Source organism: Bacillus sp. Brlt_9 (assembly GCF_051948935.1).
In the GTDB taxonomy this organism is placed as follows: Bacteria; Bacillota; Bacilli; order Bacillales; family Bacillaceae_G; genus Bacillus_A.
Window position 1 is genome coordinate 906,175 of the sequence record NZ_JAYJLO010000001.1, and the last position, 24,340, is coordinate 930,514.

Consider the following 24,340-nt stretch of genomic DNA (forward strand, 5'->3'; position numbering starts at 1 on the left):
GGTTATGACGATGTTATATAAGAAAAAAGTACACGCATATGTGACAAGAGAAAAAGAGGGAGTTATGCAATTGCTTGTTTTTAAACATCGTGATATACCTCAAGCTGGTATACAAGTGCCAGGGGGAACGGTTGATGAAGGAGAAACGTTAGAAGCAGCAATTTTACGTGAAGTACAAGAAGAGTCTGGATTACGTCATTTATGCATAGAACGATTCCTAGCCGATTACATCATACATGTGAAAGAAAAAAAGGAATATCAAAAACGCCATTTCTTCCACATAACATTACTAACAGATGTAAAAGATGGTTGGGAACATATTGTAAGTGCTGGTGAGGAAGATGAAGGGTTAGTATTTTGCTACGAATGGATTGATATTTCAAAATGCCCTGAATTAGCTGGGAAACAAGGTGAGTTTTTACATCTGTTAGAAGAAGTATACGTGCAGTAATAATAGGGTCTGAAGCGAAGGTAAACCCGTTTCAGACTTTTTTTATTTTTCAGGAAATAAAAAGGTTTTAATATTTGTAAGTTGAATTCTTTTAAAGGGACTGTAGTTGTATATGTGAGGAGCGGAGAAAATGAAAAAGTAATAGATACATGATATCAATAAAAGGCTTTATAGAAGGGGAATGACGATGGAGATTCAGTTCAATGCACAATTACAAAAAGAATTAACAATTCATGAAATACAAGCAGCGATGGAAGCTGGGCAATTAACTTCAAAAGAATTAGTTATGTATTACCTTCATAGAATCGCAAAATATGACCAAGATGGACCAAAAATCAATTCTATTTTAGAAATCAATCCAGACGCAATCTTTATTGCGGAAGCGTTAGATCATGAAAGAAAGACAAAAGGTGTAAGAAGTCCGTTACATGGTATACCTGTTTTACTTAAAGACAATATTGAGACGAATGATTCCATGCATACAAGTGCAGGTACAATTGCCTTAGAACAAAATATTAGTAGTGAGGATGCATTTCTCGTTACGAAATTGAGAGAAGCGGGAGTAGTCATAATAGGAAAGACCAATATGACAGAATTAGCAAATGGAATGTCGTTTGAAATGTGGGCTGGATATAGTGCAAGAGGTGGACAAACAATAAACCCTTACGGTACAGGTGAGGATGACATGTTTGTTGGCGGCTCTAGTACAGGATCTGCTATAGCAGTTGCTGCTAACTTTACAGTAGTATCTGTTGGAACAGAAACAGATGGTTCTATATTGAGTCCGGCGGTTCAAAACTCTGTAGTAGGAATTAAACCGACTGTGGGTTTAATTAGTCGTAGGGGAATTATTCCGCTTACTTATTCACAAGATACAGCGGGACCATTTGCTAGAACGGTAACAGACGCGACAATTTTGTTAGGGAGCTTAACTGGGGTGGACGAGAAAGATGTAGCTACTCATAAAAGTGAAGGTATGGCAGAGCAGGATTATACAAAATATCTTGATGTTAATGGCTTACATGGAGCAAAGATTGGTGTATTTAGTGATGCACCAAAAGATTATTATGAAACCGGTGAGTATGATGAAAATTTGTTTAAGAATACGATTCAAGTCTTACGTAGTAAGGGAGCGACAGTAGTAGAAGATATTGATATTCCGTCTTTTCATAGAGAATGGAGCTGGGGAGTATCGCTATATGAACTAAAGCATAGTTTAGATAAATATCTTTCTAAATTACCTTCTACTATACCAGTACATTCTATTTCAGAGTTAATGGAGTTTAATGAAAACATAGCAGAAAGAGCTTTAAAATATGGACAAACTAAGTTAGAAAGAAGAAAAGGTGTTCCTAATACGTTAAGAAATCCAGAATATTTAAATGCAAGATTAGAAGACATATATTTTTCACAAGAACAAGGTATTGATTTTGCATTGGCAAAATATAATCTTGATGCAATTCTATTCCCTTCTTATATCGGATCCACTATATGTGCGAAAGCAGGTTATCCATCTATAGCGATACCTGCGGGATATATGGATAACGGGAGACCGTTTGGAATTACGCTTGCAAGTACTGCTTTTTCTGAGGGGACCTTGATTAAACTAGCATACGCTTTTGAACAAGCGACAAAGCATCGGAAAATCCCTAACTTAGCATGAATAAAATAAATAGGACAGGAATTCCTGTCCTATTTATTTTTATTCATTAAAGTGAAATATCTTTTTGCTTTGTCCTATCATATTTTAATAAGTTAAATGATAAACAAGCAGAGCACAATATAAGGATAGAAGCGAGAATATAAATCGTACGAACACCAAACAAATCGGTAATAATTCCAACGCTAAGCATAGAAAGACCAGAAGCTGTCGAGAGGAGTGCGCCATGAGCTGTATACATTTTTGATAGTAAAGTAGGGGCGACACTTAATTGTAGAACTGTCGTTTGAGAAATATCTCTAATTTGATAACATGGACCCATTAGAACGCATAGAAAAAGCGCAATAAACCCGCTACTTGTTATACCATATAAAAATGTAAGAATACTGAACAAAAGAGAGCCTATCGCCATGGAACGTATTAAATTGTTTTGAATGTATGTACTAATTTTCCACGCTAATATCCCGCCAATTAACGTCCCTACATAATAACTTGTATTAATGTACCCCCACCATTCTTCGCCTTTATGAAGGACAGTTGTTACATACGCCATCGTAATAGCACCAATCCATATCGTCCCTGCGAAAGTTTCAATTAAGTCCATGCATGTAACTGTACGGAGAGAAGGGTTCCGAAATAAGAGTTTCCAACCTTCCAATAAAGCAGCGCCTTTTGAAGAAGAAGACTCTATTACTCGTTCAATATGTATGGAACGTAATGAAGCGTGTAGTGCAACACATCCAAAGATCATCAATATGTTATTCATCATAAGTGTAGAAGTGGCGCCGATTTGAAGAACAATAACACTTGTAAATGAATAAGCAGCGGCTTGCGCGATTTGTGTGGAAAAGGAAAAAATACTATTTACTTTTACTAATTTTTCTTTTCGTGTAAGGCGAGGCAGGATACTGTAAAATAATGGTGCGCTCCAGCCGCTACATAATGAAATAAAAAAAATGAAAATGAATAGTGCTACAATGTTTGTGGAAAGGGCTGGGAATAATATCATTAATAAAAATAATAGAACAGTTTTTGTCCATTGTAGTGTGAAAAGTAATGAATAAGATGAAAAACGATTCATGATAAGTGGTGCAGATGTATTTGCTATAAGATTAGTTATGACTTGTACTAATGGAAAAAGGGCAGTTAATGTAGCTGATTTCGTTGTCATATACATATGAGTTGTAATAATCATGATGAATACGATGTCTGCGAGAGTAATGAATATTTTAGAGCTTAAATAGTAAGCTAATGAACTCTTTTGCAATAAGCACATCACCTTCTTAAAAAAATAATATTTAAGTAGTTAGGAATAATTATAATTTGAAAATTAAATTTTCGAAAGAATTTAATTTTTTGTCACTTTTTGAAAGGGATTTTCATGTATAATGAAGAATATATTAATATAGTATTTTAATAATACTCATTATAACAGTGAATATGTACAATAGCTTGTAGTAAGCGCCCACGTATAAGAAAGGGCGGATAAACCATTCTTTTCTTCATATACATATAGAAAATGAGAAAGAAAGTGAGGGTTGCATATGGCTGCATGGGTAATTTGGTTTATAATAGCAGGTATTTTATTTATTGCAGAGATGTTGTCGATTACGTTTTACATGCTTTGGCTTGGAATTGGGGCTGTTGTCGGAGGTCTAATAGCTTTGTTTGCTCCCGAAGCACTACTGTTACAAGTCATTGTTGGTGCGATTGTAAGTTTAACATTGACTTTCTTTACGAAAAGAATTTCAAAAAACTTTCGAGAAGCGAAAGGTTTTACTGATACAGTAGATATGCTAGTCGGTAAAAAAGGGATTGTTATGCAAGCGATTACAAATGAAGCGAATGGTATTGTGAAGGTAGATGGAGATACTTGGACAGCTATTGCAGATAATCCAATTGATGTTGGAGAAAAAGTTATTGTTATAAAGAGGAATAGTACTATATTACAAGTGAAAAAGGAGAGTGAATAAATATGGCAGTAGCATTGACATTAACCATTATTTTCGCACTAATTGTTGTTACATTTATCGCATTAACAATTAAAATTATTCCACAGCAAAAAGTTGGAGTCGTTGAAAGATTTGGTAAGTTTCAACGTATAATGCAGCCGGGATTAAATTTATTAATACCAATTGTGGATCGCGTTCGTGTATATCATGACTTACGTATTCAACAAACAAATGTACCACCGCAGAAGGTAATTACGAAAGATAATGTACAAGTAGAGATTGATACAATTATTTTCTATCAAATTGTGGAACCGGAACTTGCGACATATGGTATTTCGAACTATGAATATGGTGTTCGTAACATTACTTCTGCAACGATGCGTCAAATCATTGGTAAAATGGAACTGGATGAAACGTTATCAGGTCGTGAAAAAATCTCAACAGAAATTCGCTTAGCACTTGATGAAGCAACAGAAAAATGGGGCGTTCGTATTGAACGTGTTGAAGTTGTTGATATTAATCCGCCGAAAGATGTGCAAGCATCAATGGAAAAACAAATGAAAGCAGAACGTAATAAACGTGCGATCATATTAGAAGCTGAAGCTGCAAAACAAGATAAAGTCCTTCGTGCTGAAGGGGAAAAGCAAAGTAAAATATTAATGGCTGAAGGGGATAAAGAGGCACGTATTCGAGAAGCTGAAGGTATTAAAGAAGCGAAAGAGTTAGAAGCAAAAGGGGAAGCGAGAGCGATTGAGGAAATTGCAAAAGCAGAACAAAATCGAATTGAATTGCTTCGTGAAGCAAATTTAGATGAGCGTATACTTGCTTACAAATCATTTGAATCATTGGCTGAAGTTGCGAAAGGGCCAGCAAATAAAGTCTTTATTCCATCTAATGCAATTGAAACACTTGGTACTCTCGGGGCAATTGGAGAAATCTTTAAAGAAAAACAAGCGAAGAGATTACCTCCTTCAGATACACCAAAAGAACAATAAGAGTGAAAAAGAGAAATGGGATGCCATTTCTCTTTTTTGTTATAGAAAATTCAGAGTATGATATAATGGAATTTTTCGGATATTAAAAAGGGGAGTGAAGAAACATGCAAATACTACTAATACGCCACGGAGAATCAGAAGCTGATATTTTAAACGTACATGAAGGACGAGCTGATTTTGAATTAACAGAAAAAGGAAGGCGGCAAGTGCAAAGACTTGTACAGAAAATGAAAGCAGATTTTCCGCCAGATTTCATTTGGGCAAGTACATTAAAACGTGCTCGCGAAACTGGTGAAACGTTAGCAGAAGGAATTGGATGCCCAATTCAATTAGAAGAGGAATTAATGGAGTTTAATAATGGGATACAAGCCGGGTTATCATTTGAAGAGGCAAAAAAATATCCAGAGCCAAAGTTTCTTCATGATCGTTTTGAAAACGGGGAATCATTTATTGAATTTAGAATGAGAATAGAAGGAATCTTTTCTAAAATCGTGACAGAGAATACATATGACCGAATTGCAATTGTTGCACACGGTGGTGTAATAAATAGTCTATTACGTGCGTTTTTCAAAATGCCAATTTCGATGGACTATTATTTTAAAATGGGAGATACGGGAATAAGCTTAATTGAAATTGATGGTGAACAAAAAACGGTTCATTTCATTAATGATACAAGTCATTTAGACGGGATGTAAAGATCAATGTATAAAGTAGTATTCTTTGATGTTGACGGTACTCTTTTAAGTGAGATCGACAGAAGTATGCACGAAAGTACAAAAGAAGCGATACAAAGATTAATAGATAAAGGGATTCACGTAGTTGTTACTACAGGGAGGCCATATAGTTTATGCGCGCAATTTAAAGAACTGGGCATACATACAATTATTTCTGCAAATGGTGCACATATCAAGTTTGAGGAAACAGTTATACATAAATCGGTACTTTCTAGTGAAATCGTTCATGATATTTCAAAGTTTGCTGAATTAAATGGTCACGGTATTTCTTATTTTACCGAGGATTTTGCAATGAATGGAATAGCCTCGGATAATGAGCGTGTCATGCAAGCGCTTAGCGAGACGTTGAATTTAGAGAAGTATCCTGAAAAAAGCATGGATTTGTCAGAGGAAATCTATTGCTTATGTCTGTATGCAGATGAAATAGAAGCTCAAAAATTTCTTGAAAGATATCCTATGCTTACGTTTGAGCGTTTTCATAATTACGTTATAAATGTATTGGAAGATAGTAAAGTATCGAAGCTAACTGCAATTCAAAAGGTATTGGAGCATTTAAATATTTGTAAATCAGAAGCGATTGCTTTTGGTGACGGTGGAAATGATATTGAAATGTTGCAGTATGTAGGATTAGGTATTGCGATGGAGAATGGCGGAGAAGAGTTAAAAGCAAGAGCTGATTTCGTTACAACGAAATCAAGTGAAGGTGGTATTTCTGTTGCCTTAAAGAAGTTTCGTATTATTTAAAAATAATAGCTAGTCAGTGTAAAAAAATCCTGTTCTAATGACAGGATTTTTTGTCTAACAATATTCTTGCAATAAAAGGAAAAATGTGAGTATAATGAAAAGTAGTTAGGTAAGCTAATTAAAAAGAAAGGAGAGTAAAGATGAATGAATTCAAAAAATGATTCTCATCCTTTAGGGATTGGGCCGTATGCAGAGTTAATAAAAAAGACGGCATCAGCGGATACGGATCCAATCGCAGCAAAACTTGGTTTGTTAATGTTATGGACGTCGGATAATGTTCTTGATGCTGTTGACGTAGATTTAGCTCCGCTTGGTATTTCGGAAAGTAAATTAGATTTTTTACTGCTGTTTATTTTGCGTGAAATGGAATCAAATGAGGAAGAAGTGAACATGAGTCCTTCGGATATTGCGAGTCGATTAGGGATAACACGTGCTTCTGTCACTGGCTTATTAGATTGGATGGAGAAACGAGAGTTAATCGTAAGATTCCATCATTCTGAAGATCGAAGAAGATTAAAAGTGAAAATTACTCCAAAAGGAAAAGAGCTAGTTACGCACTCTTTACCAACTTTTTGGTTATCTTGCGCTTCGTTAGTTGACGACTTTAATCAAGAAGAGCGTCAAGTTTTAGAGAAGTTATTAAGTAAAATGCAAGTAAATATGCAGGTGAAATTAGGAGAAGGTAGGTAAATAAGTTGATTATGAGGATCAACTTATTTATTTGGGAATATAATTAGCTTACCTTATTATATGTTTGACTAACTTTTGGGGGCAGCCATACTTTTTACGATGTAATTAAAATGAGTAGCAGTTAAAGAAATAGCATTTTGCGTACTTTAAAGGTTTTAAATTGATAAAAAAATCGTAATAAGGGAGAGATATTATGATGGAAATAGGAAAAGAAATAAATCGTGAAAAGAATTACACAATAATGACAGTTGTATTATGTTGGTCGGGTATGGTCGTTATGTCTAGCTTATATGTAACAATCCCTTTAATTGCACTATTTGCAGACCTTTTTAATGTTTCACTAGCGCAATCTGCAGCTACAGGTAGTATATTTTCTGTTGGCTTTGCTATAGGTTGCTTGTTATTTGGGGCAATCTCTGATAAATATGGGCGAAAAAAAGTGATCTTCATTGGATTACTTGCTCTGTCGATTATTTCGTTTTCCTTAGGATTTGTAGAGAGTATATTGTGGCTTGTTATTTTTAGAGGCTTACAGGGTATTGCAGCAGCTACATTTTCTCCAGTAGCGTTAGCCTACGTTGTAGAAATGTTCCCAGTAGAAAGAAAGGTTACAACGATAGGATTTGTTAGTACCGGTTTTTTAGTAGCTGGTATTGTAGGTCAGGTAATAAGTACGGTTGTTAGTCAGCATTTTGGATGGCACATGGTGTTCTTTCTTCTTAGTAGTGTCTATATGATTACGGCTGTATGGATTCATTATTCTCTTCCAAAAGGGGAGACGTCTCAATCTTATACTGATATTTTGGGACCGATTAAACAGATGGGGAAAGTTTTTACACATAAAAGCTTAGTATTGAGCTATATGATTGCGTTTGTTTTATTAATGGCTTTTGTTAATATGTATACTGTTTTAGGTAATTATTTGAGCTCTCCTACTTATAATTTAAATGCGGAACAAATCCTATATTTTCGTTTAGCAGGACTATTTGGTATGATTCTATCACCAATTGCGGGTCGTTTAACAAAGAGGTTCGAAGTAAGGAAAGTTCTTCAAGGTGGATTGCTGGTCGCTATTTTTAGTCTAAGTGCAATGGGCTTTGTTTCGTATCTGCCTCTTCTAGTCATAATGAGTGTCTGTTTTGTAATAGGTATTGCTATATCCGTTCCGTCTTTAGTTGCTCTTGTTGGCCAATTGGGAGGGAAAGCAAGGGGAATAGCAGTTTCTATTTATACTTTTATTTTATTTTTAGGCACTAGTATTGGACCCATCATTTCTATTTATCTTATGAAGATAGGAAGTTATGCTCAAACGTTTATTTTATTAGGAATGATACTTTTTATTGGTTTTATCGCTTCTCTATTTATAAACGATGAACGTGTACTGGATAATGAATGAGTGGAAAATTACTCAAATAAAGCAATGTGAGGATCTTTCATATGCTCGCATAATAAAATATGTATTTGCCCACGATGATGGTAAAAGTGTGCAACAATTTCAAGCAACCATTCAAAGCGGGAATAAGAAATACCCCAATAGGCAGTCTTCATTTCCACTAATTGTTCAGTGGAATAGGATAAAAAAGTTTTAGAAAGTAAATCGTAGCCCTGTATCATCGTTTGGTGCATTTGCGTAATTGTTTCGGGTGTTTGTTCTTTATAGAAAGCGTACATTTGTTTTTCCGTAAAACCGTTTAAAATGAGTAAATCTGCATGGCAAATAAGAGAAAGATGGGCACACATTTCAAATAGAGATCGCTTTGCGTGAATGGGGTGTATTTTTAATTCGGTTTCAGTATATTGGTTAAGCATTTGAATAGAAGTATCAACAGCAACTTGTAGTTGATGTAATGCAGATTGAACAAACATTGTAATTCTCCTCATCTCCGTTTATAATAGTTTCTTAAGGGTATTATATCATACTCAAAATTCCGAAAATTCTAGTAGTTTGACTAGCATATTGAAAAGTATTATATTGTAAAAGGTCATAAGAAACGTGAAATAGAATGGAATGCAATTATTGAGTTAGGAGTTAGACCAATGAGTTTGAAATATGGAAGAGATACAATTGTTGAAGTTGACTTAAATGCAGTAAAACATAATGTAAAAGAATTTAAAAAACGAGTGAATGATGAAAATATTGCAATGATGGCTGCTGTAAAAGCAAATGGGTATGGCCACGGGGCAGTTGAAGTTGCGAAAGCTGCTATTGAAGCAGGAATAAATCAGCTTGCAGTTGCATTTGTAGATGAAGCGATAGAGTTAAGAGAAGCAGGAATTAACGTGCCGATTTTAATTTTAGGGTATACGTCAGTAGCAGCTGCGGAAGAGGCAATTCAATATGACGTTATGATGACTGTTTATAGAAGTGAAGATTTACAAGGTATAAATGAAATCGCAAACCGTCTTCAAAAGAAAGCGCAAATTCAGGTGAAAATTGATACAGGAATGAGTCGTATCGGTTTACAAGAAGAAGAGGTTAAACCATTTTTAGAAGAATTAAACCGTATGGAGTATGTAGAGGTAGTAGGAATGTTTACACATTACTCTACGGCAGATGAAATTGATAAATCCTATACGAGTATGCAAACAAGTTTATTTGAGAAAGCTGTCAATGCAGCAAAAGAATTGGGAATGCATATTCCATATATTCATAGTTCAAATAGTGCAGGATCGATGGAACTTAGCAATACATTTCAAAATATGGTTCGCGTTGGTATTGGAATTTATGGAATGTATCCTTCAAAAGAGGTAGATCATGCAGTCGTTTCTTTACAGCCTGCGTTGTCGTTAAAATCAAAAGTTGCTCATATTAAACATGCGAAGAAAAATCGCGGTGTAAGTTATGGGAATACGTATGTAACGACTGGTGAGGAATGGATTGCGACTGTACCAATTGGTTATGCAGATGGTTATAATCGTCAGTTATCTAATAAAGGGCATGCATTAATAAATGGAGTCCGAGTACCTGTTATTGGCCGTGTTTGTATGGATCAGCTTATGTTAGACGCTTCAAAAGCAATGCCAGTACAAGTAGGAGATGAAGTAGTATTCTACGGTAAACAAGGTGAAGAAGAAATAGCGGTAGAAGAAGTAGCGGATATGTTAGGTACAATTAACTATGAAGTTACATGTATGTTAGATAGAAGAATACCGCGTGTTTATAAAGAAAATAATGAAACGGCTGCTGTCGTAAATATATTAAGAAAAAACTGAATCGTTATGATTCAGTTTTTTTTATTTTTGACAAATGAAAAATGCTCTATTTGTACCGTGTATTTGAATGTTTTTAAAACCTTCAGATTCCAACGTGGATATTATTTCTTCATTGGAGTAACAAGCTTCTTCAAATGAAAAGTCACTTCTTGTCCAATTATTATCATTGTCATGCTGAAATAGTATAAAGTTCATTTCTGCTTTTTTATTTGCGTTATCATATGTAGAATCAATGGATGCGAAAATATCATAATCAGAGTCAACTATCCCCACTGAGATAAAGCCTATCAGTGGGGGCTTGAGTTAGAACGCTAGGTCTTTTCGTCTATCGCTAGACAGTTGACGCTCTAGCATTCATGCCACCATATGGTAACACCCCAAGCAAGTTTTTGGTTGGTACTGGCAACGAACTATCGTTTTCCCACTTGCACCACCCTTTCGAAAAAGAGCGGTTCTCCCTTCTGGAAGAAGCCACCACTCAGATGAATCCGGCGTGTGCTACAAGCCCCGACAAGTCGAGTACACATGGATGGTTGACGCACCCACTAAGCTATGCACGAGGCAACAGCCTTACGTTTTTGCACTTCTAATAGAATCGGTGTTTTCACTTTGAGATTGCCATCCAATTGTACAACTTTTGATTTTTGCAATGTATTCAATGCACCATTAATATCTGCATGGATACATGTTCCTGCTTTACTTTGGTACAGACCACGAGTCATTCGTTTGCCACTAAAACGATAACGTGTCCTCTCATCTTTAGACCAAACTGGAACCGGATCTTTGTCTAGAAAACTAGCTTTTGAAGTATAGCTTTCTTCTTGTTTGAAAAATCGTATACCTTCTTTTATACATTTATTCTCAATCGCTACAACCAGTTTATGAAATGGGATTTGAACAAACTTTTGATTATTCTTTTTCCCCATATCAGATTTTTGTTTCCAACCAACGTTATACCCTACGACAATCGTATCTATGCCAAATGCTTTCACTTTTTTGAACAACAAGCCTACAGTTTGTGAAATGTAACCATTTATTTGTCTTTCTCGTTTATGCCAAAGTGCGGCCATTCTATTCGTTACAACTCGTTTTGAAATTCCGTTTCCCATATTTTTCTGCTGGAGATTACATATCATTTTGTTGAAATATTGGTTTATGGATTTCAATCTTTTTCCATCAATTAAGAAGGTATCACCTGTATTTGTTACACAACTTACTAATCTATCTACACCTAAATCGCAACTCAAAGCGTTACTCGTAGTCGTGGATTGTTGCTTCATTTGAGAAACGTGCATCTCATATGTATAATGCACCTCAAAGAACCGACCTTTTTGCTTCGGTACAATCTCAATGTAGGAGATTTTTTTATTTCTTAAGTTTTTTGGCATACGTATTTTAATAGAACCAAATTTTTTTCTGAATGCCACATTCATCGGAATCATCCAATACCCGTTATCATCTACTTTTGGGACTTGATAGATTTCAATAATTCGTTTGTCAGTGGAACGAGAATAATTCGGAAACTTCGGACGACCTGTGAACTTCTCAGGATGTTTCTTCCACTGTTCCAACGCTTTAAAAAAGCTCTTTACTTCTGTAAATAAGGCCCTACGAATCGCTTGAACAGAGTTTGATTGAACGCCCCAGTAGTTCATATCGGCTTGCATAGCATTGTCCACTTCTTTTACAGTAGCCATCCTGTTATTGTTCAAGTAACTTTGTTTTATCGTGTACAACCCAACATTTCGCAGTGCTTTTGAACTATGCGATATGCGCTGCAGTAAACGAAATTCTTTAGCTGTGAGGCAAGCTCGTCCGATATGCTGTTTCTGCGTGAGTCGTTGCATAGTTTCTCTTTTCTTTTGTTTCCGTAATACTTTCACTGCCTTCTTTCTAGCCATTGTTTTCACCACCTTTCTTAGAAAGTTCATTAAACGTATTCATTACTTTTGGCAAATCACTATTTGGAACAAAACGAAACAAAATGTGAACATGCTCTTCATCGTGATTTCTTTTTGGCTCAAGTAGCTGAATGATAATCATTATCCTATTTCGTTGTCTTACAGTCTATTCCCTCCTTATCTACATTATATCGTAAGACAAAAAGAAACAAACATTCGCCCTGGGAAGATTATTAAGAGCGAAACAAAAGAGTGCAGCCTACCTGCTGACAGCAATTCATCACCACCTGAATTGTTGGGTTTCACCTGTAACACAAATCAGATGGAGTCTTCTTGCCGGAAAGGATAAATTAGTTTTTTAGACATATGTATTCTCCTCAAAATTCATTATATTATAATAGTCACGCTTCGTTTTAATTTCAAAACCACATTGTGTATATAGTTTTAAAGCATGGTTATTTTTCGTTTCGACGTCTAATTCAATTGTTGAAGCTCCTTTTGTAATAAGGATATGTACCATGGACATAAGAATATCTTTTCCGTATCCTTTACCTTGATAGGAAGGATGAACGGCGAATCCTGATAGTGTAGTAGATTGCTCTTGTTTAGAAACTGTAATTGTTCCTATCACTTTTTCATTGATAAGAGCACTGTAAACTTGATGGGAAGATGAATTCATCATCTTTTGTAACCATGTAGCGGTGTTTTCTACTGAATCTCTAAACGCTTTACTAGAAATTTCAATAAGATCAAGGAGTGATTTTGAAGATGCAAGAGTAAGTTGTATAGCATTCTCCGTTGTTTTTTGCACTTCATTTGCTTTGAACTCCATATTATACTCACTATATAAATAAGGCAGCTTCATATGTATTGCAAATTCGTGCCCAGAAGTGGACTCCCCATTCATAATAAGAAGAGCTTCGTCTGCCTCTCTTCTTCGTATTTCTTTCATTGCGGTTTGTAAAAGAGTGGTGCCTATATGTTGTTTCCTATAGTTCGGATGAACAAAGCCTATTAGCTCCAGTTTGGTAGGTCTTTCAAAGTCATACATACTTAATGCACCGACTAATTGAATATCGTCATAGAGTAAAAAATCATTTATCTCTTCTTTATTACGAGCAGTTAAAAGGTTTACATGTAAATCTGACGAGTAATCAATTTGATCGTGTTGCCCGCAAATATGAGCTAAATCTTTTATTTGCTGAATTTCGTTTACTGTTAAAGATTTCTTTCGTTCAAAATTCATTTCACAATCCCTCACATTCGTATTTAAAAATAGGATGGATGACTTAGCCACTTTTCTAACTCCACACTGCCCTGAACAGATAATAACCGGTACAAATATCGATAGGGACGTCTACATTCTACAAGATTAGGAATAGACATAATGGTTTCGTAACCTTGTTTAAAAGCATGAGCTTCCTTTTCTGTAAATACATATTCTAAGCCAATAAAATCAAACTCTCGTGGAGCAACTGCGTAAGCTTCTGTATCTATTAAACCAGTAATAGTTGTACCATCTGATAAAAACTGAGTAGGATCCATATCAATTAAAACGAGCGTAGATTCCCTTGGAGTTGGCAAGGAAGAAAGCTGTAATTCAAAAGTAGGAAATGCGTTACGGATGCTCGTATTATCGGAATAAAACCTACTTACAAGTTCTTTACTGACTTTTAATATGTGAGACTTACATTCTACTAGTGGAACTTGGAAAGTACCTGATGGGTTTCCTATAAACTCTGCTTGAAACGAATGAATTTCTGCTAGTCCTTTTCCAAGATCGAATAAAATTGAATTAGATTGTCCGACAAAGGATTGCAGCGTACTTCCTGTTAGTTTTTCGACACTAACATACTTTCGGCCATTTAAAACATGTTTTTGCAAAATAGTCGGGATGGGCAAGTTAGTATGGTTTTTCAATAATTCGTGTATATGTTCTAAATGATGTACGTTCCTCGGATCAATTCCAAATAGGTTTTTACATCCCCACCAAAAATCATTGTTTGGTTCTTCAGTCATTTTAGAAGAACGAACGATGACTTCTTCATCTTCTGTTTGGACAAGAAATACATCGCTTGCATGATCTTCATAACCTGGGTGTAAAGTTTGAACAGATAAAATAGGTGAAGTAAATAATTGTTGTAGCATGAAGATGCTCCTCTTTTCTGTAAATTCGATAAATTCATTATATAACAGAATGTGTATGAAGTGGATAATGATAGGGACAACATAGAACTTAAATACATTTATGGAAAATAGTCGTAAAGTTGAAACTTTTGTGTATATAAACTGATATCTTTGAATTAGTATAGAAATTACGTTAAAATAATACTAAGAAAATATATAAGTTTTGGGGGTAATGAATGAAGAAAGTATTTGAATACGTATTATTAACAATTGGCTCAATTATTGTAGCAGGTTCATTAGAGCTTATTTTAGCGCCTAACGGATTAGTAGATGGCGGGGTAACGGCCATTGCTATTATGGCGAATAAAGTTGCTGGATTACCGCTTTACGGGGTGTTCTTAGGAATTAATATCCCGATTTTATTATTTACTGCAAAAGTAATGGGGAAGAAGTTCTTTATCCGTACATCCTATGCAAACGTTGTTACAACACTCGGGTTAATCTATTTAAAACCATTTCCAGCAATTACAACTTCTGAATTGTTAATTGTTCTTTATGGAGGAGTCCTATTTGGTGTTGGTGTGGGGATTGTAGTGAAAATGGGCGGAGCAATAGATGGATCAGAAATGTTAGCAGTTTGGATGAACAAACATTTTAAAGTACCGATTAGTACATTTTTACTTGCTGTAAATGCAGTTATTTTCATATTTGTAGCAATTTTATTTTCAATCGAACAGGCGATGTTCTCATTAGCAATTTTCTATATTGTTACGAAGATGATTGATTTCATATTAGATGGTATTAATCAAGGAAAGAGCGTTATGATTATTTCTGGTAAAAATAAAGAAATAGGCGATCTACTTATGAAAGAATTGCAATTATCTGTTACGTATCTACATGGAGAAGGTGGTTTTTTAGGAGAAGAAAAGAGAATCATTTATTGTATTACAAACCGTTTCATTTATCCGAAAATGAAAGATCTCGTTCTCTCTGTAGATCCAACTGCGATCATTGAAGCTTCCTATTCAACAGAAACAACTGGTGTTAAACGTCCGGGAAGGACTGCAAGATCAGAAAAATAGTGAATGAAAATAGCTCCACGTAAGTATAACTTGCGTGGAGCTATTCTTATTTAGGGAACCAGGCCTTTTTCAGTAATTGGACAACGGTTTCGATACAATCCTCTGGAATACTGCCAAAACCGAGCAATACATATGACTCTTTCCTTACATTCTGAACAGAATCGTATGTGGAGAGAGGGTATAACTTAATACGTTGTTTTGCAGCTGCATGAATAAGTTCTTGTTCGTTCATCCCGTTATGAACGTGAAGTACAATATGGAGTCCGGATTGTTCACCGAGTATATGAACATTATTTCCCATCTCGTTTGTCATACATTTAATTAAAGAAATATGTTTTCTTTTATATAACGTACGACTTCGGTTAATATGACGTTCCCAATCCCCATTTTGAATAAAGGTGGCAAAGGTAAGTTGTTGCAGCGTAGAAACTGTTTGTTTAAACATACCACCAAGTTCTTGGTAAGTTCTTAAAAGATGCGGTGGTAAAACGATATATCCCATTCGTAAAGAAGGTAAAAAAGATTTCGAGAAAGTTCCCATATAAATAACACGTTCATTTGAATCTAGCCCCTGTAAAGAAGGAATAGGTTTTCCTATATAGCGGAATTCCCCATCGTAATCATCTTCAATAATATAACCATTACAATCATTCGCCCATTTTAATAACTCGAGTCTTCTAGATAACGGCATAATGATTCCGAGTGGAAATTGGTGAGATGGAGTGACATATGCCACATTGGAACCTGATTCACGTAAAGCAGAAATATGAATCCCTTTATCATCTAAAGGAATCGGGTGAACAGAAAAGCCAGAACTTTGAATCATAGCAGGTATACGGTGAAATCCAGGGTTTTCGATTCCGTATTCTTTTTTTGAACCAAGTAGTTGAAGTAGTAGCCAAAGAAGAGGCTGCGTACCTGCTCCAATAATAATTTGATCAGGTGAAGAATGTACCCCGCGAGCATGATATAAATACTTTGAAATATGCTCCCGTAGAACGAGCTCGCCTTGTGGATCTTCTTTAGCAAATAATTCATTTTCATACTGAAATAAAGTTTCGTGTAATGCTCTTTTCCAGTTTGTTATCGGAAAAGCTTTTTGATCAATAAGCCCTTGACTACAATCATAATCATATTGTTCGTTTTCTTTATTATTTGCACTGTTTGACGCAATTTGCTGTTTCTTTTGAATGACATCTATATCAACTTCTGCAACAAAAATCCCGCGTTTCGGTTTGCTTTCTACATAACCTTCAGCTTGTAATTGTTGATAGGCAGATTCAACTGTAATACGGCTCACATTAAGTTGCATCGCTAAATTTCTGTGAGAAGGAAGGCGTGTACCGGCACGTAGTGATCCTTGAGAGATTTCTCGTTTCATATATTCATAAATTTGTAAGTAAATAGGTGTTTTATTTTGTAACACTAATGGGATAGTCAGATCCATTCGTAGACGCTCCTTTTCATACTGGCCTTATAAAAAAGAATAAAACTGTCACTTAAACTAAGGGCAGTGGCTTTCTATAATGATGATATAACATTTAGAAAATTTTATAAATAGTAAGGGGAGAATCATAATGAATATTAGAGAAGTAGTAAAAGAAGCGGATTTACATGATGTATTTCCCGTATTACAGCAATTGCGAACTAACCTTTCAAGAGAAGAAGCAAGTTCTTTATTTCAAAAAATGAAAGAAGAAAATTATAAACTGTTTTCGCTACGTGATGAAGATGAAGAAGTTGTTAGTCTAGCTGGTGTGGCAATTTGTACGAATTTTTATAATGAGAAACATGTTTTCGTATATGATCTTGTAACTGCGGAAGCTCATAGATCAAAAGGTTATGGTAATGTTCTGTTGTCATATGTAGAAAAATGGGGGAAAGAAAAAGGTTGTAGTTCTATCGTTCTTACATCTGCGTTTCCAAGAATTGATGCACATCGTTTTTATAAAAGAGAGGGTTTTGATAAGGTAAGCTATTCTTTTTATAAAGCGTTATAATATCAAGTAGGTTCCGTATGTAAAAATATATGGAACCTATCTTCTTTTTCAGATTTGAGTTAGGGACAGGTCTAGTAATATAATTTGTCGAATATTAGAAATTAAAAAGGGAATATTGAATTTAGAGAATGTTAGGAGCGTTTATACTTGAAAAAAATAAAGAAATTATCTATACCAAATGATGTAAGAGTCATTATTATTTCTGATATTCATGGAGAATTAGATCTTTTTAAGGAACTACTACATAAAGTAAATTTTAAAGATGAGGATTATTTAATTATTAATGGTGATCTTTGTGAGAAAGGAAGAAATAGTATTGGTGTCGTAAACTATGTGATGGATCTAGTAGTTAGTAAGCCAAATGTGTATGTAATAGAAGGGAATTGTGAGGTTGTAGTTGAAGCACTTGTAAACGAAAATCCTGCGCTAATAAATTATTTATGTACGAGAAAGAATACAATTTTCAATGAATGGCTAGCACAATTGAATGTTACCGTTAATGAAGAAAGTGATGTTTGTGAAGTGAAAAACATATTGATGGGTCATTTCTCAAAAGAAATAAAGTGGCTAACAGAATTGCCAACAGCTATTGAAACCGAAGATTATATTTTTGTACATGCTGGCCTTGAAGATAGAGAGGATTGGAAAGAAACAGAACGGAAAAATGCGATAGCGATACCGGGGTTTTTCAATCAATCACATAAAGCAAATAAGTATGTAGTTGTCGGTCATTGGCCTGTTGTAAACTATTCAGACAAAGCACCGTCTAACAATCCAGTTATTGATAAGAAGAAAAAGATGATTGCGATTGACGGAGGAAATGCGATTAAAGAGGCAGGGCAATTAAACGCATTTATCATTCAGAGGACAGATGCTGGTGATACGTTTTCTTATACATATGTAGACTGTTTTCCAGAGTATGAAGTAATAGCAGATTTTAATGCAAACTCAGAAATGCAGGGTGGGGTAACATATCCGTATTATTACATAGAGCCAATGGAGAAGATGCAAGATTATACGATATGTAAGCAAAGAGAAACGAATAAATTACTCTCTGTGAAAAATGAATATATTAGGCAACTTGATTCAGGCGAATACACAGTGAAAACCGACATTTCTTGTGCACAAATAAGCGTAAGAAAAGGGGACATTGTTTCTCTCATTGATAACAGCTGCTCAGGATATGATTTAATTAAAAGCGATGGAGTAGAAGGCTGGATAGAGAAAGGTATTTTAGTTGAGATAGAAAAGACGCAAAAGAAAATATTTAGCTGAAATAGGAGGGAGGTAACCTCCTATTTTTTATTACCTTTTTAAATGAGTAGATTGTTTGCTGTCTTTAATAAGTAAATAAATCGTACTCGGTAAAATGACAAGCGTCATTCCTAAAATAATTGCTAGTATAGCATAACCTCTATACGGAGCAGAAACGATAAATGGGAGCCCCGCTAGGAAAATACCTGCTATTATCATTGAAATACTACAAATATTTGAAGCTCTTTTTTCAAGGTGCTTATCATTCCACTCCAATGAAACGGTTGATTTAGTCGTATCAATTTTGGAACTGAAATAGCCTATTAATATAAATAAAAGCCCTAATGCTAAAAATATGAAATGATCAAGAGGAAGTGAAAAGCCAAGAGCGATAAGGGCAATGACAATATCAACAAAAAATAAGAATAGTAACATTGCGTTGCCGATTAAATGGGGAAATTTCTGGTTACTCGCTGCTTTAGATAAAACTAAAAATAAAAAGAATACGAAGGAACATATAATTATATTTACGATAACAAAAGTGCCTTTATCCATTGTTGATGTAGGCGTTCCATTGAAGTCCCATTTCGTAACAATACTTAAAGGTAAGAAGAAATAGAGAATAATATTTGTCGTAACAATAGTGAGAAATAAAGCAATACTAAATCTATTATTCATTGAATCACCAGCTTTCTACATGAATAATTGTTATCTTATAACAAAATTATACAATATAATAAACGATATTGGTTTTGATTTTTCTGAAAAAATATTATAATTATATATGAAATAAAAAGGGGTGTAGGAGGAAATTATGAAAAGCGTAATAGTAAAAGGGGATAAAGTAACAATTCGTACAATTGATGAATCAGATATAAAAACATTATGGGATCTTGTATTTAAAGAAGAAAATCCAGAATGGAAAAAATGGGACGCACCGTATTTTCCGTTTTCAATGCAAGAATACCCATCTTATAAAGAGAAGATGCAAACTCGCTTAAAAGAAGAACCGCTATCCAATTTAATTATAGAAAATAACGGTCAAGTTATAGGAACGGTCGGCTTTTATTGGGAGCATAAACCGACACGTTGGTTGGAGATGGGAATTGTTATTTATAATCCAACTTACTGGAATGGTGGCTACGGTACAGAAGCGTTAACGTTATATCGAGATTTGTTATTTGAAAAAATGGAGATTGGTAGAGTAGGGCTCACGACTTGGTCTGGTAATGAACGAATGATGAAAGTAGCAGAGAAAATAGGGATGAGTTTAGAGGGCAGAATGCGAAAATGCCGTTATTATAACGGAACGTACTATGATTCTATTCGAATGGGAATGATTCGGGAAGAATGGGAAGCGTTGAGAAATTAAAATTAATAAAGGTGAATTATGAAAATGGTACTGCCATTTCTTCTAGTATATTAGCAGAATATAATTTAAAGAGAATGGAGACAACGAGATGACATATGTAATTAGAGAAATGAAGCAAGAAGATATTCATGCTGTACAATCAGTAGCGAAAATAGCTTGGCATGATACATACGAAGGCATTATTCCGAGAGAGATTCAAGACAGTTTTTTAGACGAGGCTTATTCTGACGAAAAAATGAAATATCGTCTTGAGAATACACATTTATTCGTTGCAGAAGAAGAGGGAGAAGTAATTGGCTTTGCAAATTTTTCACCTGTTAGACTGCAAAACGAAGCAGAATTAGGCGCGATTTATTTGTTACCAGATCAACAAGGGAAAGGGATAGGAAGTGCTTTATTACAAAAAGGGTTAACAGTATTAAAAGGAATTCGGAAACTATACATTCATGTAGAAGCAGCGAATGAAAAAGGAAAACGTTTTTATGAAGCGAAAGGTTTTGCACAATTAGAGGAATTTGAAGAAGATTTTGAAGGACATATGATGCAGACAGTAAGGATGGTTTTATACATATAAGGAGGACTAGAAGTGAAAATATTTGATTTTAGTGAAAAAGTAGGAAAGCAAATTACAGCATTTCAATCTAATTTCATAATGTCGAAAATAGTAAACCATCAAGGGAATATACATATCGGTGCTATGCATTTAAAAGAGAATGGAATAATTGGATATCATGAAGCAGTTGTATCGCAACTGCTTCTTATTGTGGACGGTGAAGGATATGTATGTGGGGCAGATAAAGAAAAAGTGAAGGTGGAAGCGGGACAAGCTGTGTTTTGGGAAAAGGGGGAGCTTCATGAGACAAGTACAGAGCATGGATTAATGGCAATTGTTATGGAAGCGGAGGATCTTGAACGAGCGATATTAATGCCTATTAAAGAGGAGAGTTGTGAAAAATGATAGAAAAGGCAAATCGGGAAGAAACGGACGAAATAATACAATATGCAGCTCAATCACTTTTTGAAGGTACGAGGGGAAATTGTCGTTTAAATACAGAGAAAGCGATTGAAATTACAAGGCCGATTGTAGAAAAGGGAGCGTATTATTTAGTCGTTAAAGAAGAAAACGTTGTAATGGGTTGGATATTAATAGGGGAAAATACGGACTATTTTTCTCATGAAAAACTAGGGTTTATATACGAATTATATGTTTTTCCAGAGTACCGCGGGAAAGGATTGTCAAGAAAGTTAATGGAGGCTGGTATTAAGGAATTACAAAAGAATTATTCAGAAATTCGTTTGAATGTATTTGCTGGAAATTTTGCGAAAGAGATGTACGAGGAGTTTGGTTTTGTTGAAAGACAGGTCATTATGACTTTGAAGTGAGAATAATAGTTTAAACGGGAGAAGAGAAAGAATGAGAAAAGAAAATGAGTATGTTGCGTATTTACAAAGGTTGTATCCTGAATTGCAAATAAATTCTGTTTATATAAATGAAATAGGTCAAAATAATGATGTGTTAATTGTAAATGATAATATAGTATTCCGGTTTCCGAAATATGAAAAAGGTATTCAGAAACTTCGAATAGAAACACAGTTACTAGAGAAAATAAGACCCTTCATTACGCTTCAAATTCCCAATCCAAGTTATCAAGGGTTTCAAAATGAAGTACCAGGGAAAGTATTTGCAGGTTATGAGATGATTGAAGGAGACCCGTTTTGGAAAAATGTTTTTACAGAAATAAATGATGAAAAGCAATTACAGAAACTTGCGTACACATTGGCGAGATTTTTAAAAGAGTTGCATGAAATTCCGTTATCTACATTCGAAGGTATTATGCAATGTGATAGTACTGATATGTATTCAGAAATAAATAGTTTATATAGCCAATTAAAAGAACATGTTTATCCATTCATGAGAAATGTAGCGAGAAAAGAGGTCTCAACATCGTTTGAGTTATATTTAAATGAAAGTAGTCATTTTAACTTTACTCCTAGTCTTGTTCATGGGGACTTTGGCATGACAAACATTTTATATAGTGCAACAAAAAAGAATATTTCAGGGGTCATAGATTTTGGTGGGGCGAGCATTGGAGATCCAGCTTATGATTTTGCTGGCATATTAGCTAGTTATGGAGAAGAGTTTTTACAACTATTTGAAGCCTATTATCCTAATTTAGAAGCAGTAAAGGAGCGAATGTATTTTTATAAGAGTACATTTGCGCTTCAAGAAGCATTATTTGGCGTACTAAATAATGATAAGAAAGCTTTTGAAGCTGGAATAGCACAATATGTATAAAAGCCGATTTTAAATCGGCTTTTTATTATTGATACATCGTCCGCATCCCAATGTCTTTAAACCCTAGTCTTTTATAAATTCGTCCAGCAGCTTGGTTGTTATAAAATAAGCAAAGTGTTCGGCCTTCAGTTGTAAAGTTCCGAATCATTTTATGTAATATAAACGAAGTATATCTGCTCCGCGATAATCTGAGTATGCACATATGCCAACGACTATATAAGCATTTTGTATATGGGATATAACTCTTATATAAGAGAGATTTGGTGAAATGAGCGATTTTTTTAAAGATGATTTTTCATTCTGTATGGAATCGCCTTTCTAACTTTCCACTAGTTAAACTATTAAGTGAACAAACGACAGAACTTCAGGAAATAGAAAATTAACTAGATTTATTAAGTGTTTAAATTAGGGAATGAAACGGGATTATACGTTAGAGATGGTTATGGGATAGGTTGTCCCGTTAAATTGGAGGATTAAGAGAGGAGCGTATTAATATGCAACCATTAAAGGCTGGGAAATATATTACATATGTTGCAATTGCTATATTGCTTGTAGTCGCTATTATGTCTCATTATGAATTGCCTAAAAAGATTGGCTTTATTACAGGTGTTCTTATTTTAGGAGCATGTGCACTGGTTACTAATAAGTTTTACGAACGGATGTATAGTAAATTTCAACATAAATAAAGTTAATACAATAGGGGAAATCATGATGATAATAGTACCTATTAAGAGTAATTTTAGGAGGATTAACCCACACCAGTTGCTCTTTTAGTACAAATAACCTAGGGTTAATCATAATTCCCCTTATTCTCTTTATCAGCTATCTGTGCATTTATTAATATCGATTAAAATTGTTTCTCGTGAAGAGGGATAGTTTTTGGATTTTTAAGAGTATAAAAAATATTATTCTATAAAATTAATTTCCTGTGGTAAAATATTCTATATAAATATTAAAAAAGGGGAAGGGTTTATGGGTTTAATAAAAATTACTCCAGAACGTTTGGAGCAGTCAGCTAAGTTGGTGCAAGATATAAAACAAACTTTAGACAATATGCACAAAGATCTTTATAATCAAACAGAGTACATAGCGTCCCAATGGACAGGTGCGACAAGTCAAAATTTTTATCAAATGTTTAATGAAGCGAAACCAAAAATTTTTGAAGTTAATAATCTATTGGATAAAATTTCAGAAGAACTCAAACATTCTGCTAAGAAATTCCGTGAAGTTGATGAATTAGATTATCGTAGGGCTCAAACGAAGGTTCTGGAAAACAACAAAGACAAAGTTGATATCCTTACAGGTGATGCATCTTTAAAAGAAGGAAAACGTCTTGGTGGATCTGTAGAAGGTTCTGTGGTTGATGGAAAGAAACCTATTATTAATGATGGTGAATGGAGAATGAAAGCATTATCTGGAAAAATAGATTTGAATTTACCATATTCACTTGATACTGTCAAAGAGGACTTGATGGCCGGGAATATTATAGGAGCAAAAATAGAAGGAACGGCTTTAGAGAACTCTTTTCAAACGAAAGTTCCAATACTTTTTCCTTGGGGTATATCTGAGCGTGAAGTAACTATTACTCAGAAATTGGGTGAAGGAAACTTCGCAGTAGGTGTGGAAGAGTATTCAGCCAAACTTGCAACAGAAGTTACGACTAACAAGTATGAAGCTGAAGTGAATATTTTACATATTCCAGATTTCATTCCATTTATAGGAGACCATGATGTGATAGCAAAGGGAGAAGTAGGACTAGGTACAGCTGGTTTTAAAGTGCAATTAGGTGCAGAGACAGGTGCGTACTTTGGAGAAGCATTTGGACTTGGAGGATTTATAAAAGTCGAAAAAACAAAGGAGGAAAGTTGA

The 24,340-nt window shown here is 34.7% G+C and carries 27 protein-coding genes and 3 pseudogenes; 20 read left to right on the forward strand and 10 right to left on the reverse strand.

The window, feature by feature from the left end; translation table 11 throughout:
• The first annotated feature begins 4 nt into the window (after positions 1–4).
• Positions 5–451 (forward strand): NUDIX hydrolase, encoded by a 447-nt coding sequence (locus tag VF726_RS04650; protein ID WP_440166231.1) that lies wholly within the window; start codon positions 5–7, stop codon positions 449–451.
• Between the two features lie 187 nt (positions 452–638).
• Complete coding sequence (locus tag VF726_RS04655; protein WP_440166233.1) at positions 639–2,114, forward strand: amidase family protein; 1,476 nt, start codon at positions 639–641, stop codon at positions 2,112–2,114.
• Positions 2,115–2,160: 46 nt separating this feature from the next.
• Here VF726_RS04655 and VF726_RS04660 read toward each other — a convergent pair whose 3' ends face one another.
• Positions 2,161–3,387 (reverse strand): MFS transporter, encoded by a 1,227-nt coding sequence (locus VF726_RS04660; RefSeq protein WP_440166235.1) that lies wholly within the window; start codon positions 3,385–3,387, stop codon positions 2,161–2,163.
• A gap of 268 nt (positions 3,388–3,655) precedes the next feature.
• Here VF726_RS04660 and VF726_RS04665 point away from each other — a divergent pair, with 268 nt between their 5' ends.
• From VF726_RS04665 to VF726_RS04690, 6 genes are all read left to right on the forward strand, one after another.
• Positions 3,656–4,084 carry an NfeD family protein gene (locus tag VF726_RS04665; protein ID WP_440166237.1) on the forward strand — a complete coding sequence of 143 codons (429 nt, stop codon included), beginning with the start codon at positions 3,656–3,658 and terminating at the stop codon, positions 4,082–4,084.
• Between the two features lie 2 nt (positions 4,085–4,086).
• Positions 4,087–5,058, forward strand: coding sequence for an SPFH domain-containing protein (locus tag VF726_RS04670; protein WP_440166239.1), 972 nt, complete (start codon positions 4,087–4,089; stop codon positions 5,056–5,058).
• A gap of 104 nt (positions 5,059–5,162) precedes the next feature.
• Positions 5,163–5,753 carry a histidine phosphatase family protein gene (locus VF726_RS04675; protein WP_440166241.1) on the forward strand — a complete coding sequence of 197 codons (591 nt, stop codon included), beginning with the start codon at positions 5,163–5,165 and terminating at the stop codon, positions 5,751–5,753.
• Between the two features lie 6 nt (positions 5,754–5,759).
• Positions 5,760–6,536 carry a Cof-type HAD-IIB family hydrolase gene (locus VF726_RS04680; protein ID WP_440166243.1) on the forward strand — a complete coding sequence of 259 codons (777 nt, stop codon included), beginning with the start codon at positions 5,760–5,762 and terminating at the stop codon, positions 6,534–6,536.
• 144 nt (positions 6,537–6,680) lie between these two features.
• Positions 6,681–7,226: a MarR family winged helix-turn-helix transcriptional regulator gene (locus VF726_RS04685; RefSeq protein ID WP_440166245.1), complete on the forward strand. Its 546-nt coding sequence runs from the start codon at positions 6,681–6,683 to the stop codon at positions 7,224–7,226.
• A 196-nt stretch (positions 7,227–7,422) separates the two neighbouring features.
• Complete coding sequence (locus tag VF726_RS04690) at positions 7,423–8,622, forward strand: MFS transporter (RefSeq protein ID WP_440166710.1); 1,200 nt, start codon at positions 7,423–7,425, stop codon at positions 8,620–8,622.
• Positions 8,623–8,630: 8 nt separating this feature from the next.
• Here the strand turns inward: VF726_RS04690 and VF726_RS04695 are convergent, their stop codons facing one another.
• Positions 8,631–9,092: a DinB family protein gene (locus VF726_RS04695; protein ID WP_440166247.1), complete on the reverse strand. Its 462-nt coding sequence runs from the start codon at positions 9,090–9,092 to the stop codon at positions 8,631–8,633.
• Positions 9,093–9,263: 171 nt separating this feature from the next.
• Between VF726_RS04695 and alr the strand changes: the two genes are divergently transcribed.
• Positions 9,264–10,439 carry an alanine racemase gene (alr, locus tag VF726_RS04700; protein ID WP_440166249.1) on the forward strand — a complete coding sequence of 392 codons (1,176 nt, stop codon included), beginning with the start codon at positions 9,264–9,266 and terminating at the stop codon, positions 10,437–10,439.
• Positions 10,440–10,460: 21 nt separating this feature from the next.
• Here alr and VF726_RS04705 read toward each other — a convergent pair.
• The 5 genes and pseudogenes from VF726_RS04705 to VF726_RS04725 all read right to left on the reverse strand — a co-directional run.
• Positions 10,461–10,676: pseudogene (locus VF726_RS04705) on the reverse strand (class I SAM-dependent methyltransferase); the annotation flags it as partial.
• Positions 10,677–10,984: 308 nt separating this feature from the next.
• Positions 10,985–12,340 (reverse strand): RNA-guided endonuclease TnpB family protein, encoded by a 1,356-nt coding sequence (locus tag VF726_RS04710; protein ID WP_440166251.1) that lies wholly within the window; start codon positions 12,338–12,340, stop codon positions 10,985–10,987.
• Entirely contained in the window at positions 12,333–12,482 is a 150-nt protein-coding gene (locus tag VF726_RS04715; RefSeq protein WP_440024604.1) for a hypothetical protein, read from the reverse strand. The genes VF726_RS04710 and VF726_RS04715 overlap by 8 nt, the downstream gene beginning before the upstream one ends.
• A gap of 216 nt (positions 12,483–12,698) precedes the next feature.
• Positions 12,699–13,586, reverse strand: coding sequence for a GNAT family N-acetyltransferase (locus VF726_RS04720; protein ID WP_440166253.1), 888 nt, complete (start codon positions 13,584–13,586; stop codon positions 12,699–12,701).
• Positions 13,587–13,609: 23 nt separating this feature from the next.
• Positions 13,610–14,488 carry a phosphotransferase gene (locus VF726_RS04725; protein ID WP_440166255.1) on the reverse strand — a complete coding sequence of 293 codons (879 nt, stop codon included), beginning with the start codon at positions 14,486–14,488 and terminating at the stop codon, positions 13,610–13,612.
• A 215-nt stretch (positions 14,489–14,703) separates the two neighbouring features.
• Between VF726_RS04725 and VF726_RS04730 the strand changes: the two genes are divergently transcribed.
• Entirely contained in the window at positions 14,704–15,549 is an 846-nt protein-coding gene (locus VF726_RS04730; RefSeq protein ID WP_440166257.1) for a YitT family protein, read from the forward strand.
• A 46-nt stretch (positions 15,550–15,595) separates the two neighbouring features.
• Here the strand turns inward: VF726_RS04730 and pdxR are convergent, their stop codons facing one another.
• Positions 15,596–16,996, reverse strand: a complete 1,401-nt coding sequence (pdxR, locus tag VF726_RS04735; RefSeq protein WP_440166259.1) for a MocR-like pyridoxine biosynthesis transcription factor PdxR — start codon at positions 16,994–16,996, stop codon at positions 15,596–15,598.
• A gap of 130 nt (positions 16,997–17,126) precedes the next feature.
• Here pdxR and VF726_RS04740 point away from each other — a divergent pair, with 130 nt between their 5' ends.
• Both VF726_RS04740 and VF726_RS04745 read left to right on the forward strand, forming a co-directional pair.
• Complete coding sequence (locus VF726_RS04740) at positions 17,127–17,549, forward strand: GNAT family N-acetyltransferase (protein ID WP_440166261.1); 423 nt, start codon at positions 17,127–17,129, stop codon at positions 17,547–17,549.
• A gap of 147 nt (positions 17,550–17,696) precedes the next feature.
• A complete protein-coding gene (locus VF726_RS04745) occupies positions 17,697–18,824 on the forward strand; it encodes a metallophosphoesterase (RefSeq protein WP_440166263.1) in 1,128 nt (375 codons plus the stop codon).
• Positions 18,825–18,854: 30 nt separating this feature from the next.
• On the opposite strand, the gene VF726_RS04750 is transcribed toward VF726_RS04745, so the two are convergent.
• Positions 18,855–19,481, reverse strand: coding sequence for a DUF1648 domain-containing protein (locus VF726_RS04750; protein ID WP_440166265.1), 627 nt, complete (start codon positions 19,479–19,481; stop codon positions 18,855–18,857).
• 136 nt (positions 19,482–19,617) lie between these two features.
• Here VF726_RS04750 and VF726_RS04755 point away from each other — a divergent pair, with 136 nt between their 5' ends.
• The 6 genes and pseudogenes from VF726_RS04755 (at position 19,618) to VF726_RS04780 (ending at position 22,471) form a co-directional block, all read left to right on the forward strand.
• Entirely contained in the window at positions 19,618–20,175 is a 558-nt protein-coding gene (locus VF726_RS04755; RefSeq protein ID WP_440166267.1) for a GNAT family N-acetyltransferase, read from the forward strand.
• Positions 20,154–20,267 (forward strand): annotated as a pseudogene (locus tag VF726_RS04760) (2'-5' RNA ligase family protein); the annotation flags it as partial. The gene VF726_RS04755 and the pseudogene VF726_RS04760, both read left to right, overlap by 22 nt.
• Positions 20,264–20,749 carry a GNAT family N-acetyltransferase gene (locus VF726_RS04765; RefSeq protein ID WP_000222822.1) on the forward strand — a complete coding sequence of 162 codons (486 nt, stop codon included), beginning with the start codon at positions 20,264–20,266 and terminating at the stop codon, positions 20,747–20,749. The pseudogene VF726_RS04760 and the gene VF726_RS04765, both read left to right, overlap by 4 nt.
• A 12-nt stretch (positions 20,750–20,761) precedes the next feature.
• Entirely contained in the window at positions 20,762–21,133 is a 372-nt protein-coding gene (locus VF726_RS04770; RefSeq protein WP_440166270.1) for a cupin, read from the forward strand.
• Entirely contained in the window at positions 21,130–21,558 is a 429-nt protein-coding gene (locus tag VF726_RS04775; protein ID WP_000570288.1) for a GNAT family N-acetyltransferase, read from the forward strand. Before VF726_RS04770 ends, VF726_RS04775 begins: the two co-directional genes overlap by 4 nt.
• 31 nt (positions 21,559–21,589) lie before the next feature.
• Positions 21,590–22,471, forward strand: a complete 882-nt coding sequence (locus VF726_RS04780) for a phosphotransferase family protein (protein ID WP_440166272.1) — start codon at positions 21,590–21,592, stop codon at positions 22,469–22,471.
• A gap of 25 nt (positions 22,472–22,496) precedes the next feature.
• On the opposite strand, the pseudogene VF726_RS04785 reads toward VF726_RS04780, so the two are convergent.
• Positions 22,497–22,687 (reverse strand): annotated as a pseudogene (locus VF726_RS04785) (GNAT family N-acetyltransferase); the annotation flags it as partial.
• 278 nt (positions 22,688–22,965) lie between these two features.
• On the opposite strand from VF726_RS04785, the gene VF726_RS04790 reads away from it, so the two are divergent.
• Positions 22,966–23,157, forward strand: a complete 192-nt coding sequence (locus VF726_RS04790) for a hypothetical protein (RefSeq protein ID WP_098258621.1) — start codon at positions 22,966–22,968, stop codon at positions 23,155–23,157.
• Between the two features lie 286 nt (positions 23,158–23,443).
• Positions 23,444–24,340: a WXG100 family type VII secretion target gene (locus VF726_RS04795; protein ID WP_098258622.1), complete on the forward strand. Its 897-nt coding sequence runs from the start codon at positions 23,444–23,446 to the stop codon at positions 24,338–24,340.

Coding starts and splice junctions, on each gene's coding strand:
- VF726_RS04650 (WP_440166231.1), top strand. CDS start 5: ATGACGATGTTATATAAGAAAAAAGTACACGCATATGTGACAAGAGAA.
- VF726_RS04655 (WP_440166233.1), top strand. CDS start 639: ATGGAGATTCAGTTCAATGCACAATTACAAAAAGAATTAACAATTCAT.
- VF726_RS04660 (WP_440166235.1), bottom strand. CDS start 3,387: ATGTGCTTATTGCAAAAGAGTTCATTAGCTTACTATTTAAGCTCTAAA.
- VF726_RS04665 (WP_440166237.1), top strand. CDS start 3,656: ATGGCTGCATGGGTAATTTGGTTTATAATAGCAGGTATTTTATTTATT.
- VF726_RS04670 (WP_440166239.1), top strand. CDS start 4,087: ATGGCAGTAGCATTGACATTAACCATTATTTTCGCACTAATTGTTGTT.
- VF726_RS04675 (WP_440166241.1), top strand. CDS start 5,163: ATGCAAATACTACTAATACGCCACGGAGAATCAGAAGCTGATATTTTA.
- VF726_RS04680 (WP_440166243.1), top strand. CDS start 5,760: ATGTATAAAGTAGTATTCTTTGATGTTGACGGTACTCTTTTAAGTGAG.
- VF726_RS04685 (WP_440166245.1), top strand. CDS start 6,681: ATGAATTCAAAAAATGATTCTCATCCTTTAGGGATTGGGCCGTATGCA.
- VF726_RS04690 (WP_440166710.1), top strand. CDS start 7,423: ATGGAAATAGGAAAAGAAATAAATCGTGAAAAGAATTACACAATAATG.
- VF726_RS04695 (WP_440166247.1), bottom strand. CDS start 9,092: ATGTTTGTTCAATCTGCATTACATCAACTACAAGTTGCTGTTGATACT.
- alr (WP_440166249.1), top strand. CDS start 9,264: ATGAGTTTGAAATATGGAAGAGATACAATTGTTGAAGTTGACTTAAAT.
- VF726_RS04710 (WP_440166251.1), bottom strand. CDS start 12,340: ATGGCTAGAAAGAAGGCAGTGAAAGTATTACGGAAACAAAAGAAAAGA.
- VF726_RS04715 (WP_440024604.1), bottom strand. CDS start 12,482: ATGATTATCATTCAGCTACTTGAGCCAAAAAGAAATCACGATGAAGAG.
- VF726_RS04720 (WP_440166253.1), bottom strand. CDS start 13,586: ATGAATTTTGAACGAAAGAAATCTTTAACAGTAAACGAAATTCAGCAA.
- VF726_RS04725 (WP_440166255.1), bottom strand. CDS start 14,488: ATGCTACAACAATTATTTACTTCACCTATTTTATCTGTTCAAACTTTA.
- VF726_RS04730 (WP_440166257.1), top strand. CDS start 14,704: ATGAAGAAAGTATTTGAATACGTATTATTAACAATTGGCTCAATTATT.
- pdxR (WP_440166259.1), bottom strand. CDS start 16,996: ATGGATCTGACTATCCCATTAGTGTTACAAAATAAAACACCTATTTAC.
- VF726_RS04740 (WP_440166261.1), top strand. CDS start 17,127: ATGAATATTAGAGAAGTAGTAAAAGAAGCGGATTTACATGATGTATTT.
- VF726_RS04750 (WP_440166265.1), bottom strand. CDS start 19,481: ATGAATAATAGATTTAGTATTGCTTTATTTCTCACTATTGTTACGACA.
- VF726_RS04755 (WP_440166267.1), top strand. CDS start 19,618: ATGAAAAGCGTAATAGTAAAAGGGGATAAAGTAACAATTCGTACAATT.
- VF726_RS04765 (WP_000222822.1), top strand. CDS start 20,264: ATGACATATGTAATTAGAGAAATGAAGCAAGAAGATATTCATGCTGTA.
- VF726_RS04775 (WP_000570288.1), top strand. CDS start 21,130: ATGATAGAAAAGGCAAATCGGGAAGAAACGGACGAAATAATACAATAT.
- VF726_RS04780 (WP_440166272.1), top strand. CDS start 21,590: ATGAGAAAAGAAAATGAGTATGTTGCGTATTTACAAAGGTTGTATCCT.
- VF726_RS04790 (WP_098258621.1), top strand. CDS start 22,966: ATGCAACCATTAAAGGCTGGGAAATATATTACATATGTTGCAATTGCT.
- VF726_RS04795 (WP_098258622.1), top strand. CDS start 23,444: ATGGGTTTAATAAAAATTACTCCAGAACGTTTGGAGCAGTCAGCTAAG.